This is a genomic window from Dyella halodurans (assembly GCF_026283925.1).
Taxonomy (GTDB): Bacteria; Pseudomonadota; Gammaproteobacteria; order Xanthomonadales; family Rhodanobacteraceae; genus Dyella; species Dyella halodurans.
Genome location: NZ_JAPDPF010000007.1, coordinates 87158 through 100443 on the forward strand (window position 1 = coordinate 87158; position 13286 = coordinate 100443).

General features: G+C 65.3%; 13 protein-coding genes. 8 read left to right on the plus strand and 5 right to left on the minus strand.

The window, feature by feature from the left end:
* Position 1: 1 nt before the first annotated feature.
* From OUZ49_RS14655 to OUZ49_RS14665, 3 genes are read right to left on the minus strand one after another with little or no spacing between them, the layout of a single operon-like run.
* Entirely contained in the window at positions 2–1975 is a 1974-nt protein-coding gene (locus OUZ49_RS14655) for a transglutaminase TgpA family protein (RefSeq protein WP_323134939.1), read from the minus strand.
* Positions 1972–2928: a DUF58 domain-containing protein gene (locus tag OUZ49_RS14660; protein WP_266151233.1), complete on the minus strand. Its 957-nt coding sequence runs from the start codon at positions 2926–2928 to the stop codon at positions 1972–1974. Before OUZ49_RS14660 ends, OUZ49_RS14655 begins: the two co-directional genes overlap by 4 nt.
* Positions 2928–3869 (minus strand): AAA family ATPase, encoded by a 942-nt coding sequence (locus tag OUZ49_RS14665; protein WP_266151234.1) that lies wholly within the window; start codon positions 3867–3869, stop codon positions 2928–2930. The genes OUZ49_RS14660 and OUZ49_RS14665 overlap by 1 nt, the downstream gene beginning before the upstream one ends.
* A gap of 41 nt (positions 3870–3910) precedes the next feature.
* Here OUZ49_RS14665 and OUZ49_RS14670 point away from each other — a divergent pair, with 41 nt between their 5' ends.
* The gene (locus OUZ49_RS14670; protein WP_266151235.1) at positions 3911–5506 is read left to right on the plus strand and encodes an ArnT family glycosyltransferase; all 1596 of its coding nucleotides are present in this window, start codon (positions 3911–3913) and stop codon (positions 5504–5506) included.
* Between the two features lie 16 nt (positions 5507–5522).
* Here the strand turns inward: OUZ49_RS14670 and OUZ49_RS14675 are convergent, their stop codons facing one another.
* Positions 5523–6107, minus strand: a complete 585-nt coding sequence (locus tag OUZ49_RS14675) for a Maf family protein (protein ID WP_266151236.1) — start codon at positions 6105–6107, stop codon at positions 5523–5525.
* The gene (locus OUZ49_RS14680; RefSeq protein WP_266151237.1) at positions 6104–6559 is read right to left on the minus strand and encodes a hypothetical protein; all 456 of its coding nucleotides are present in this window, start codon (positions 6557–6559) and stop codon (positions 6104–6106) included. The genes OUZ49_RS14675 and OUZ49_RS14680 overlap by 4 nt, the downstream gene beginning before the upstream one ends.
* A 176-nt stretch (positions 6560–6735) precedes the next feature.
* Here OUZ49_RS14680 and OUZ49_RS14685 point away from each other — a divergent pair, with 176 nt between their 5' ends.
* From OUZ49_RS14685 to fabF, 7 genes are all read left to right on the plus strand, one after another.
* Positions 6736–7218 carry a YceD family protein gene (locus OUZ49_RS14685; RefSeq protein WP_380003993.1) on the plus strand — a complete coding sequence of 161 codons (483 nt, stop codon included), beginning with the start codon at positions 6736–6738 and terminating at the stop codon, positions 7216–7218.
* Positions 7219–7236: 18 nt separating this feature from the next.
* Complete coding sequence (gene rpmF / locus OUZ49_RS14690) at positions 7237–7431, plus strand: 50S ribosomal protein L32 (RefSeq protein ID WP_266151239.1); 195 nt, start codon at positions 7237–7239, stop codon at positions 7429–7431.
* 156 nt (positions 7432–7587) lie between these two features.
* Positions 7588–8562 carry a beta-ketoacyl-ACP synthase III gene (locus OUZ49_RS14695; protein WP_266151240.1) on the plus strand — a complete coding sequence of 325 codons (975 nt, stop codon included), beginning with the start codon at positions 7588–7590 and terminating at the stop codon, positions 8560–8562.
* An 893-nt stretch (positions 8563–9455) separates the two neighbouring features.
* Positions 9456–10403 (plus strand): ACP S-malonyltransferase, encoded by a 948-nt coding sequence (gene fabD, locus OUZ49_RS14700; RefSeq protein WP_266151241.1) that lies wholly within the window; start codon positions 9456–9458, stop codon positions 10401–10403.
* A gap of 108 nt (positions 10404–10511) precedes the next feature.
* Positions 10512–11255, plus strand: coding sequence for a 3-oxoacyl-ACP reductase FabG (gene fabG, locus OUZ49_RS14705; protein WP_266151242.1), 744 nt, complete (start codon positions 10512–10514; stop codon positions 11253–11255).
* 331 nt (positions 11256–11586) lie between these two features.
* Complete coding sequence (gene acpP / locus OUZ49_RS14710; RefSeq protein ID WP_114823364.1) at positions 11587–11826, plus strand: acyl carrier protein; 240 nt, start codon at positions 11587–11589, stop codon at positions 11824–11826.
* A 217-nt stretch (positions 11827–12043) separates the two neighbouring features.
* On the plus strand, positions 12044–13282 hold the full coding sequence (gene fabF, locus OUZ49_RS14715; RefSeq protein ID WP_266151244.1) for a beta-ketoacyl-ACP synthase II: 1239 nt from the start codon (positions 12044–12046) through the stop codon (positions 13280–13282).
* Positions 13283–13286 lie beyond the last annotated feature (4 nt).

Below are 13286 nucleotides of genomic sequence, written 5' to 3' on the forward strand. Positions count from 1 at the left end.
ATCATTTGACCATGCGACGCGGTCGAAAGTACTGCACGGCGCGTCGAAAGTTCTTTACCAGGTGCGCGGGCGGTTCGTCATGGGCGTAGCGCAGTTCCAGATACGTCCTCATCAGTCGGTCCAGTTCCACGCGCTGGGCAGGCAAGGCCCGCGCAGCGCGACTGAAAAAATGCTGTGGTCCTTCACTGTGGCGACGCACCACATCGACGCCGGCCAACCTCCGTTCCAGCGACTGCATCGCCGCACGCAGCGGATCGGTCGGTGGGCGCGTCCACAGTGCCCACGCCAGCCCGATGGCTGCGAACAGCGTGCCGCCGATGGCCAGCAACAGTCCCAGCGTACCTGGGTCGGTGTCGCGTAGACCGAAGGGTGTCAGCAGTCCGTGCTGCCTCAGCGCGTCAAAGCCGATAACGCCCTGGTTCCACCAGCGGTTGACGATGTCCCAGTGATTGCGCAGGTCAAGCCACCAGCCGCCTGGCGACCACGCCGCGGCGGCGCTCGACGCGGCAGCCGCGCCCAGGTTGATGCGTTCCGGCCGCACGGCCGCGGTGGGATCCACACGCGTCCAGCCGCGACCCGGCAACCAGACTTCACCCCAGGCATGGGCATCGGACTGGCGCACCAGCAGGTAGTTGCCCAGCGCGTTCCAATAGCCTCCCTGATAGCCAGTGACTACGCGTGCCGGAATACCCGCCGCACGCATCAGCACCGTAAAGGCCGATGCGTAGTGCTGGCAAAAACCCTCATGGGTGGAGAACAGGAAATCATCGACCGAGTCACGACCGAGCGGTGCCGGTGCCAGCGTGTAGCTGAAGCCGCCGTCATGGAACAGGCTCAGCGCGGCTTTGATCACGGCCGCATCGTTGGCTCCGTATTGCGCGCGCCAGCGACCGGCCAGGGCGAGTGCGCGCGGATTGAAGTCCGCTGGCAGTTGCAGGCCGCGACGACGTTCCGCCTCATCAAGTTGGGCCTGCAGGCGATAGCTGAGTGCCGAGCGCAACGAGTAGGTGAGTGCCTCGTTGACCGGTCGATCCGCCAGCACCTCCCGGTCCGGGCCAAGTTGAGCCCGTGCCGGCGCCTCGATGGGGACATCCAGCGCGGGCAGCACACGCTGGCCGCTCGGCTCGAGGTTGATGGTGTAGTCGACGGTCTTGTCGTGCTCGACCTCGGCCGTTGGCTGGTCCTCGCCATCGAATTGGCTCCAGCGGCGTCCGTCGAAGTTCGACATGACGTAGGCGCGAAAATAACGCTGGCTGGTCTGCGGCGGCCGCCCCGTGAAACTGACACGCATGGCCGGTCGATCGTCGGTCAGCAGGTCGAAGAAGTCGCCAGGCGCCATGTCATCGCTTAGGCCGGAACGTGCCTGTGGCGGATTGGGAGCGCCCCATAATGGCGAGCTGAGTCGTGGCAGCAGGAGGAAAGCCAGCAAGGCCAGCGGCAGTGATACGCCAAGCAAACCCAGTGCCGGCAACAGCTCGCGCGGCAGGGAGGTCGAGCCGTGGGCGGGTTCGAGGGCGCGCAGCGTGGCAAGAGCCGGCAACAAACCCAGCGCCACCAGGAGGGTTGCCAGCATGCCTTGATCGAACAGTAGCGCCGTCATCAGCGCAAAGCAGGCGAATGCTGCGCCGACGCGCGCGTCACGGGTCGCCTCGGTTTCCAGCAGCTTGAGCACCAGCAGGCCTACAGCTAGCGCCGCGCCGGGTTCGCGTCCGAACAAGCTGCCGTAGTGCACGATCACGGCCGCGGAAAGCAGCGCTATCAAGGGCAGCTTGAGATACCACGGCGCGCGGCCGCCATGCCGTCTGCGCTGCCACCAGCGCAGCCCAAGCACGAGGACGAGGGCACCGCTGAACCACACCGGCAGATGCGGCGTATGCGCAGCCAGTACGACGAGGACGGTGAGACAAAGCAGGTCGAAGGCGCGCGCACCAAGCGGCAGCCGTGGTTTGCGGTGAAACAGCGATAACTTGATCACGGCATGCGCGCCAGCGCGTTCATGCAGCGCGCGTAGTGATTGTGACCGCTGCCCAGGGGAATCTCCTCGTCGGGCAGCCACAGGCTGCTGGTGCGTCCGAGCGCGTCTGCCTCGCCGAGCCAACGGGCGAGTCGCGAGATGCGCGCCTCGGGCGAAAGCTGCGGAAGATGACGCCAATCCAGTCGCCATTCCTGCCGCGCTTCGGGTTGCTCGAAATCCTTCACCAGCAAGTTGGAGTGTCGCGCACTGACTTTCCACGCAATGTGCCGTTGTGGGTCGCCGGCGCGGTAGTCGCGCAACGCCGCGACGTCTTCGCCATGGTGCAGGCGTTGGCGTTGGCCGTCCTCGCCTGGCAGTACCGGCGGCGGGCCACCGGTTTCCGGCTGCGGCCACACCAGCACGGCCTGGTCCGGGTGAATCCAGCTCCAGGCGTGGAACAGGCCGAGCGGCCAGTTGCTCCACAGCTTGATGCGCGGCAGGCGCTGCCAGCCGCGTTGCGAGGTGGGCACGCTCAGCGTCACCAGGGTTTGTTCGCGCGGGGCCAGCGAGAACGCTTCCGTATGGCCGTCCAGATCCGCGTGGACCGAGGCGTGCGCGCGTTCGCCTCCCTCGAACACGAGTCGCAGCGCAAGCGGCTCGCCAGCAATGGCATGCCCCTGCTGGATGCTGATGAGGCGCAATCCGTTGAGGCTGCGAAAGGCCACCAGCATGCTGGCAGAACTGGCGGCACCCAGCAGGCAGGTAAGCAAGAGCGCCGCATTGTTGGCGTAGTTGAGTGCGCCGATAAGCATGATGAAGAGCAGCGCCGTGAAACCCGCGCCGAAAGCGGTGGGCACGATGTAGATACGCCGGCGATGCAGTGAGATCGGAAGGCTTTCAGGTCGCTTGTAGCGCGTCAGCGCGGGCAATCGTCGCTCCGCCCCGGCCTGAAAGCGACGCAGTGCCGCCAGCATCAGCCCACCGCGACGTTGGCGAGCAGGTCGCGGGCGAGGTGTTCGCCGCTGGCACCGCGGGCGGCGACCATGCGATGTGCGGCCAGGGGTACGAACAGGGCTTGTACGTCCTCGGGCAAGACATGCGTACGATCACTCAGCATGGCCCAGGTCCGCGCGGCACTCAGCAGGGCCAGGCCCGCGCGCGGTGAGAGACCGACGCGGATGTCCGTGTGCCGGCGGCTTGCAGCCAGCAAGCCCTGCAGGTAGTCCAGAAGTGCGCTGCTCGCGGTGACCGCACGGGCGCGACGCGACAGTTCGGCGAGGCTTGCCCCGTCGAGCTGGGGGGAGAGCTGGGCGAGCAGGTCGCGGCGATCGCTGCCGGTCAGCAGCGCGCGTTCGGCCGCGGCGTCGGGATAGTCCAGCGACACTCGCAGCATGAAGCGGTCCAGCTGCGAGTCGGGCAGGGGGAAGGTGCCTGCCAGGTCCATGGGATTCTGCGTGGCCACCACAAAGAACGGCTGCGGCAAGGCATGCGTTTGGCCGTCTACGGTGACCTGGCCTTCGGCCATCGCTTCCAGCAGGGCGCTTTGCGTCTTGGGCGTGGCGCGATTGATTTCATCGGCCAGTAACAGGCCGGTGAAGATCGGTCCCGGGTGAAAACGGAAATGGCCGGTCTCGCGCTCGTAGACGCTGACGCCGATAATGTCCGAGGGGAGCAGGTCGCTGGTGAACTGCACGCGTTGGAAATCGAGCGCAAAGCTGGCCGCCAGCGCGTGGGCCAGGGTGGTCTTGCCAACGCCGGGCACGTCTTCCAGCAGCAGGTGGCCGCCTGCGATCAGACAGGTAAAGGCGAGCTTTACCTGGCGCGGCTTGCCCAACAGCACGCGATTGACCTGGGCCATCGCTGCGTCCAGGCGCGTACGCAAGGTCTCATCGTGCAGGGGAGTGATGGCAGACATGGGTTTCCGGCAGCTGAAGAGAATGGCGCAGGGCGGTACCCATGCGTGACGGCAGCAGTGTAGCCGTCGACCTCGCACGCTGGCGAGGCGCTTTCGTCATAGGCTTTTTGGCGTTGTTCCTCATCAAGCTCATGCTTGCCGTGACCTTGTCGCCATTTGGTGACGAAGCGTTTTATTGGCAGGAAAGCCGTCACCTCGCCTGGGGCTATAGTGACCTGCCGCCGCTCACGGCCTGGCTGATCCGGTTCGGTGAAGCGGTGGCTGGGCACGGCCTGCTCGGCATGCGCTGGCCGTTCCTGCTGATCGGTAGCGCCTTGCCGTGGTTGGTGTGGGCTTTTGCGCGGTACGTATTTGACGAGCGCGCGGGCTGGCAGGCTGGCTTGCTATGCCTGGCGCTGCCCTTGGCTGGCAGCTTGGGAGTGCTGGCGCTGCCCGATGTGCCATTGACCGTCGCGACCATGCTGGCGCTGCTCGCCTTGGTCCGCGCGATGGACGACGATCGACTGCACGACTGGTGGTTGCTTGGCGTCGCGTTGGCCATCGCTTGGCTCACGCACTACCGGGCGGCGATGCCGATGCTGGCGGGCCTGCTCTTTTGCGTGCTGACTGCGCGTGGTCGCCGCCAGTGGCGTCGCGGTGGCTTCTGGTTGGCGCTGGGAGTGGCGGCACTGGGCCTCTTGCCACTGCTCATATCCAACTGGCAACAACACGGCGCCGGTCTTGCCTTCCAACTGCTGGAGCGCCATCCGTGGACCTTTCATGCGGATGCCCTGGTGCAGCCGTTGGAGCAGGCCATTGCCTGCACGCCACTGCTCTATGCGCTGTTGCTGTGGGCGGTGTGGCAGTGCTGGAAGCGTAACCGCCAGGAGGGCGCGCCTTGGGATGTCATCGCCACGGTATCGCTGAGCTTCATCGTGCTCTACTTCGTGCTTGGCCTGTTTGCGGATGACCGGCGTTTCCGAGCGCATTGGCCTTTGGCGGGATACCTGCCACTGCTGGCGGCGCTACCGGTACTGCTTCGCCATGAGGTGCTCGCGCGACGGCGCTCATGGCTGGTCGTGACATTCGGCTTGGCCGTGCTCGGGCAGCTCGGCGGGCTGTTTTATCTGGGCTTGGCCGCCAGCCCGGAAGGGGCCCGGGTCTTGGCGGGCGTAAAAGCGTTTCCGGCTAGCTTCGTCGGCTGGCGCGAGAGTGGCGACGCGGCAGGCGAGTTGTTGTCACAACACCCGGCCGTGCTGGTGGCCGACCATGCCGGAATGGCGGTAGAAATCGCGTTCCGGCTTGGCGATCGCGTACCGGTCTATACACTCGATAGCCCGCTCAATGTGAAGCACGGCCGGGCACCGCAGCTGGCCATCTGGCAGCGCGATGAAACCGCGTTGAGAAACGCGCATGCTGGCGAGCCGATGCTGCTGGTCGTGGACGAGGCCGCCTTGCTCGTGCACGAACGACCAGCCTGGCTGCGCACGTTGTGCAGCCGCATCGACGAGCCGCGACTCTTGCGGCGGCTGGATCTGTTCGATGGGCGCAGGCGCTTCGCTTTCTATCTCGGCCGCGTGCCGACCGCAGTGCCGGTGCTTGCCCAGAGCGATGATCAGTGTTCGATCTGGCAGTTCGCACACAAGGCCGAGCGTTGAGCATCCTGGCAAGTGCTCAGGGCAGGGGGATGCCCGCCTCACGCAGCAAGCGCGCCAGCGCGATCAAGGGCAGGCCGATCAAGGCGCTGGGGTCTTCGTTGTCGATTCGCTCGAACAAGCTGATGCCCAGGCCCTCGCATTTGAAACTGCCGGCACAGTCGAGCGGCTGCTCGCGTTCGACATAGCGCGCGATTTCCGCCGCATCGAGGCTGCGAAAACGGACGCAGGTGTGATCGATATGGATGCGGTCCTGCCCGTTGCGGGTGTCGTGCAGGCACAGCGCGGTATGGAAATGCACTTCCCGACCGGAGCAGGCAGCGAGCTGTTCGCGGGCACGCTCCACCGTGCCGGGCTTGTCCAGGACCAGACCGTCGCGTTCGGCGACCTGATCCGAACCGATCACCAGCGCATCGTCCAGGTCCGCGGCCGCTGCGCGCGCCTTGGCAATGGCGAGGCGCAGGGCGCGCTCGCGCGGGGTTTCCCCCGCCAGCGGGCTCTCGTCCGTGCCGGGCGCGCGCTGGTCGAAATCGGCATGGATCCGCCGCAGCAGTTCGGCGCGATAACGTGAGGTGGAGCCCAGCACCAGGCGCGGCAGGCTCATGCGTCATGCTCCCGGCGGATGTGTTCGCGCATCGCGCTGTCCAGGTCGTGCTGGGCACGATCCAGTGCCTCGACCAGGGGGCGCAAGCGTTCGCGCGTCTGGTTCATGGAGCTGACGGCCTGGTCCAGCTGTTGCTGGGTGGCGCGGGGCGCCTTGTCGCGAATCCAGATCCGTTGCTGCAACAGCGAGCGCAGGCCGGCGTCGATCGCCTGTCGCGCCTCCTGCTCGCCGTTGGCTGGCTGGTCGGGATTGAGCGACATCACCGCGTGGGCTTGCTGCAAACCAGTCCGGCAAGTCTTGAGATCCACTTCCAGGCGGTCGGCCAGCTCCAACAACCGATGCAGGCTACCGCTGCGCCGGTCGGTGCGGTACCGGTAGAATAGGGCGAGGCCAATGGCGGCCGCCGCGAAGGCCACCAGGGCGGCCAGGCCGAGCGTCAGATAGTCATTCACGGGGACGGTCGGCTCGCTGGAAGAAGTGGCTGAAGTCTGCCGTACCAGCCGCGTTCAGGCAAAATGGCCGGGATTCGGCGTTTTAAGGCGCCTTACCCGTTGACTTCAACTGGTTGTAATCCTAAGATTTCATGTCTATGTCCGTGACACTGCCAGAGTCCGTGGACGCTTGGCGCATGGTCTCGGCGCGGCGTTCCTTCCAGGGAGAACTACCCGTAGCCGCCTTCAAGCGGTTGGGCGAGGTCTTGGCCGGTACGGAAGGAACACTGCATTACGAGCTGGATTTTGGGCGGGACGAGTTTGGTACGGCGTACCTCGATGTCCGCGTTCAAGCGCCTCTCACGCTGACCTGCCAGCGCACCTTGGAGCCTTTCGTGCTGCCGGTGCCGGTAGACAGCCGCCTCGGCCTGATCCGTGCCGAGCGCGAGGAATCGGCCTTGCCGCCGGGTTGCGAGCCCTTGCTCGTGGCCGACGACGGCAAGCTGAACCTGGCGGATGTGATCGAAGACGAATTGTTGTTGGCACTGCCGCTGATCCCGGTGAACCCGGACAGCACGCTGCCCGAAGCAGTAACAGGCCACGAGCCAGAGGAAGACTCCTCCGGTGAAGGGCGTTCCGATAACCCGTTCGCGGTTTTGCGCGAACTCAAGAAACGTTGATTTAGCTGGAGACTCGCCATGGCCGTTGCCAAGAGCCGCAAGACCCCGTCCACCCGCGGCATGCGTCGTTCGCACGACGCGCTGAAAACCGTGCAGCTGGCCACCGATCCGACCAGTGGCGAGGTGCACCTGCGCCATCACGTCACCAAGGATGGCTACTACCGCGGCAAGAAGGTCATCGACACCAACACCTCGGTGACCGAAGAAGATTGATCGTTCCCGCAAGGGACACGGTTTAGCAGGGCGGCGCGGTAACGCGCCGCTTTGCGTTTGGGCGATCACCACGTAACGTTGGCGGCTTGGGGGTGGGTGCCGCGCGCAAGCGCGAGATGGCGGCCCGCCTGGGTCGAACCCTCAGCTGGAAAGCCAATGTCCCAGATCTACGCCCGCATCACGGGCACCGGCAGCGCGCTGCCCGAGCGGGTAGTCAGCAACGCCGAGCTCGAAAAGATCGTCGATACCAGTGACGAGTGGATTCGCACCCGTACCGGCATCCAGCAACGCCACATCGCCGCCGACGGCGAAACCACCGGTGACCTGGCCACCATGGCTGCCCAGCGCGCGCTCGAGGCGGCTGGAGTCAAGGCCTCGGAGCTGGACCTGATCGTGCTGGGCACGACCACGCCGGACCTCATCTTTCCGTCCACCGCGTGCCTGGTGCAACACCGTCTGGGTGCCAACGGCTGCGCCGCGTTCGACCTCAATGCCGCATGCTCGGGCTTCGTCTACGCGCTGGGCGTGGCCGACAAGTTCATTCGTAGCGGCCAGTCCAAGAAGGTGCTGGTCATCGGCGCGGAAACCCTGACCCGCATGGTCGACTGGACTGAACGCGAATCCTGCGTGCTGTTCGGCGATGGCGCCGGCGCCGTCGTGCTCGAAGCCTCCGCGGAGCCGGGCATCTACGCCACCTGCCTGCACGCCGATGGCGGCTTCAAGCACCTGTTGTACAACCCCGTCGGCGTTTCCGTGGGCTTCAAGGACGAGCCGAACCACGGCGTGCGCATCCAGATGGCAGGCCGCGAGGTGTTCAAGGTCGCGGTGAAGACGCTCGATGCGCTGGTCGATGAAACCCTGCAGGCGGCCGGTATGGAAGCCTCCCAGATCGACTGGCTGATTCCACACCAGGCCAACCTGCGCATCATCGAGGCCACCGTCAAGCGCTTGCATATGCCGATGGAGCAGGTGGTGGTGACGGTCGATCAGCACGCCAATACCTCGTCCGGCTCGGTGCCGCTGGCGCTCGACTTTGCCGTGCGCTCGGGCAAGGTGCAGCGTGGGCAGACGCTGTTGCTGGAAGCGTTTGGTGGTGGTTTCACCTGGGCGTCGGCGTTGTTGCGCTACTGAGGCGCGGGGCTTTTATTTCTACTTCATGCCGTCCTTGTGGGCGGCATTGGTTTTTTAGGGTGTTCGTCGTGCCTATGGGGCTTTGGATGCGTTGCCATCCCGGCAGGCGCGGGACAAGCGCGCAGCGTGCAGCATGGCCGCAACTTCCTGCACCGTCATCCCCGCGAACGCGGGGATCCAGCGCCTTTCGCTCTGTCTTGAAGTGACCGCGACCGGGCTCGCCTGCGGCGGGCTTCCGAGCCGCTGCCGCGGCCCGGGTTACTTCTCTTTGCGTGGCCAAAGAGAAGTAACCAAGAGAAAGGCCACCCCGATGGCGCGCCTTCCGGGCTACGCCCTCCAGGTGCGCGGGTGGGTTACGGAGGTTTGTCGACAGGGCATCCTGCCCTGACGACAAACTGGCCGGCATCCGTGCCGGCCACCCTGCGGGCTTTTCCTCCACCCACCCGCCGCGCCATAGGGGACCCGGAGAGCGGTAGAGCAACCCCAAAGCGAAAGCCAAAACCCGAGCCAAAGCGAAAGCCAAGCAAGTGCGATGAGCAGCGCAGCGCGCTGCTCGAGCCTTGGGCTCTGCTTTTGACTTGTGGGGCCCCTCACGGACTTGCCGAGCGTCAGCTCGGCAAGCGCCAAGCGGGGTGCCCTTCTCCTTGGTTACTTTCTCTTGGGCAAGCAAGAGAAAGTGACCCGGCCTCCGGCAGGAGGACGGAAGCCCGCGGCAGGCGAGCCAGGTCGCGGTCACATCACCACAGAGGAAAAGGCGCTGGATCCCTGCTTTCGCAGGGATGACGGTGAGGGGGAGTGGGAGGATAAGTGGCCCCCCTTTCCCCCGATACAGCTGCGTATGTCCGCCATTACTGGCACCATTCCGTTTTTCGTTGCCAGAAATCCGTCGCTCCATGACTCAGACTGCCAATACGCTCGCTTTCGTCTTCCCTGGCCAGGGTTCGCAATCCGTCGGCATGCTGGCCGAATTGGCCGCTGCGCATCCGGAAGCGAAGGCCACGTTCGACGAAGCCTCCCAGGGCGCCGGCGTGGACCTGTGGACCTTGAGCCAGCAGGGCCCGGAAGACGAGCTCAATCGCACCGAGAACACGCAGCCGGCACTGCTGGCCGCGAGCGTGGCGGTGTGGCGCGTATGGCAGAAGCTGGGTGGCGTGCAGCCGGCGCAGCTGTCGGGCCATAGCCTGGGCGAGTACAGCGCGCTGGTGTGCGCGGGCGCGCTCTCGTTGCACGACGCGGCGGCGCTGGTGGCCGAGCGTGGTCGACTGATGCAGGCGGCGGTGCCGCCGGGCGTGGGTGCGATGGCGGCGATCCTGGGTGGCGACGATGCGCAGATTGCCGCGGTGTGCGACGAAGTGGCGCAGGGGCAGGTGGTGTCGCCGGCCAATTTCAATTCGCCGGGGCAGCTGGTCATCGCCGGCAATACCGAGGCGGTGGATCGTGCGCTGGCGAAGCTGGCCGAGCTGGGCGTGAAGAAGGCGATCAAGCTGGCCGTGTCGGTGCCGTCCCATTGCGCGTTGATGCGTGATGCGGCCGATCGCCTCGGTGAGCGCATGGCGGCGCTGCATTGGCAGTTGCCGGTGATACCGGTGGTACAGAATGCCGAGGCGCGCAGCTACGCCACGGTGGAGGAGATCCGGGGTGCGCTGCAGCGTCAGCTCTACCTGCCTGTGCGCTGGACCGAATGCGTGCAGGCGTTGGTGACGGGCGGCGCAACGCGCGTGGCCGAGGCCGGTCCCGGCAAGGTGCTGGCGGGCCTGATCAAGCGCATCGACAAGGGCGTGGAAGCGCGCGCCATTGGCACGCCGGCCGAGATCGAAGCCACCCGTAGCGAGTGGGCTTGAGTCGAGCGCAGCAACCCAGGTGGGCGAGGCACCTTGTGTCTCGCATGATTGATACGGCCGCTCTCGCTTCGACGCATCGACGTTCGGCCATCCAAAAGGAACTGACAGATGAGCAAGACACTGCAAGGTGAAATCGCCCTGGTCACCGGCGCCAGCCGCGGTATCGGCGCAGCGATCGCCGATGAATTGGCGACGCTTGGCGCCACCGTGATCGGCACCGCGACCAGCGAGAGTGGCGCGGCCGCGATCGGCGAACGGCTGGCAGCGCACGGCGGCCATGGTCGCCTGCTCAACGTGACCGACGGCCCGTCGGTCGACGCCTTGATCGACGGCATCAGCAAGGAATTCGGTCCGGTATCGATCCTGGTCAACAACGCCGGCATCACGCGCGATCAGCTGTTGATGCGCATGCGCGACGAGGACTGGCAGGCGATTCTCGATACCAACCTCACCTCGGTGTATCGCACGTCCAAGGCGGTGATGCGCGGCATGATGAAGGCGCGCAAGGGCCGCATCATTTCGATCGCCTCGGTGATCGGCCTGACCGGCAATCCCGGTCAATCCAACTATGCGGCGGCGAAGGCCGGCATCATCGCGTTCTCCAAGTCGCTGGCGCGGGAGATCGGTTCGCGCGGCATTACGGTCAACGTCGTGGCGCCGGGCTTTATCGATACCGATATGACGCGTGCGCTGCCGGAGGAATCCAAGCAGGCGCTGCTGGGACAGATCGCGCTGGGTCGCCTGGGCGAGTCCAGCGACATCGCCAAGGCGGTGGCCTTCCTGGCGTCACCCGCGGCGGCTTACATCACCGGTGAAACCCTGCACGTCAATGGCGGCATGTACATGCCGTAAGACCGATGCGACAAGACGGCGAAGGCCTCTTCGCGGTCGGCGGCAGGGTGCAGGCATCACTGAAATCTAACGTTTGAAACGGCCGGACGGGTCGTCCAGCCCAGGCTGGAACACCGTCCGGAGCGCCGGCACGGGCCGGTTTTACAGGGGGTTGTCGCCAGCGGCTTCGTTTTAGGCGACAATTACCCTTTCGCGCCGGTCCCGTGGCCTGCGTCCCACCATTGCTGACGGATCATGGCGGCCCCTGTGCTTAGCCACTACAATCCGCCGGCCATAGTCGGCCCATGGGTCGGCGTTGATAAGTAACTACTCCTTGGGAGGTATTGGCAACATGAGCACCATCGAAGAGCGCGTCAAGAAAATCGTCATCGAGCAGCTGGGCGTGAAGGAGGATGAAGTCACGGCGAACGCTTCGTTCGTGGACGATCTGGGCGCTGATTCGCTGGACACGGTCGAGCTGGTCATGGCCCTCGAAGAAGAGTTCGAGACCGAGATCCCGGACGAGGAAGCCGAGAAGATCACCACCGTGCAGCAGGCTGTTGACTACATCAAGGCCCACACCAAGGAGTGATCGCTCCGTGACGGCAGGCGCGTTCGCACCATGCGTCCGCCCACCAGCGATACCGGAAGCTGCGCCACATTGGCGCAGTTTTCGTTTCTGCATTTTGCAACGTCCGATCCCGTATGGTGCGCGGACGCGCGCCGCACGGCACGGATGACGTGGCCGCGATAGCGCGAAAGGTTGCCGGCAGCGGCAGCTCCACGGAACCGAAGAGGAAAGATCAGCAATGAGCAAACGACGTGTGGTTGTAACCGGCCTCGGCATCATTTCGCCGGTCGGCAACGATATCGCCACCGCTTGGGACAACATCCTGAAGGGCGTCAGCGGCATCGGTGAGGTTACCCATTTCGACGCCACGGCCTATGCCACGCGCATTGCCGGTCAGGTGCGTGGTTTCGATCCGGCGGAGTGGATCGCTGCGAAAGAAATCAAGAAGATGGATCCGTTCATCCATTACGGCATCGCCGCGGGCACGCAAGCCCTGCGCGATTCCGGCCTGGAAGTGACGGAGGCCAACGCGCCGCGCATCGGCGTGGCCGTGGCCGCCGGCATCGGCGGTCTGCACACCATCGAACACACTTCGATCGAGCTGCACGACAAGGGGCCGCGTCGCGTGTCGCCGTTCTTCGTGCCCAGCTCGATCATCAACATGGTCTCGGGCCATCTGTCGATCATGTACGGCCTGAAGGGCCCGAACATCGCCTGCGTGACCGCTTGCACCACCGGCACGCACAACATCGGTCTTGCCGCGCGCATGATCCAGTACGGCGATGCCGACGTGATGATTGCCGGTGGCGCCGAATTCGCCACTACCGGCACGGCGATGGCGGGCTTCTGCTCGGCCAAGGCCATGTCCACCCGCAACGACGAGCCGACCAAGGCCAGCCGTCCGTGGGACAAGGATCGCGACGGTTTCGTCCTGTCCGACGGCGCCGGCGTGCTGGTGCTGGAAGAATACGAGCATGCCAAGGCGCGCGGCGCGAAGATCTACGCCGAGCTGGTCGGTTTCGGCATGAGCGGCGACGCGTTCCATATCACCGCGCCGAGCGAAGGCGGCGAAGGTGCGGCACGTTGCATGGACAGCGCGCTCAAGGATGCGGGTCTCAATCCGACCGACGTGCAGTACGTCAATGCGCACGGCACCTCGACGCCGCTGGGCGACCTGGGCGAAGTGCTGGCAGCGAAGAAGGTCTTCGGTGACCACGCCTACAAGCTGGCCATGAGCTCGACCAAGTCGGTGACCGGTCACCTGCTCGGCGCAGCCGGTGGCGTGGAGGCGATCTTTACCATCCTGGCCCTGGGCGACCAGGTGCTGCCGCCGACGATCAACCTGGACGAGCCGGGCGAAGGCTGCGATCTTGACTTCGTGCCGCACGTGGCGCGCGAGACGAAGTTGGACGTGGCCATCTCCAACTCGTTTGGCTTTGGCGGTACCAACGGCACGTTGGCGTTCCGCCGCGTTTGAGCGG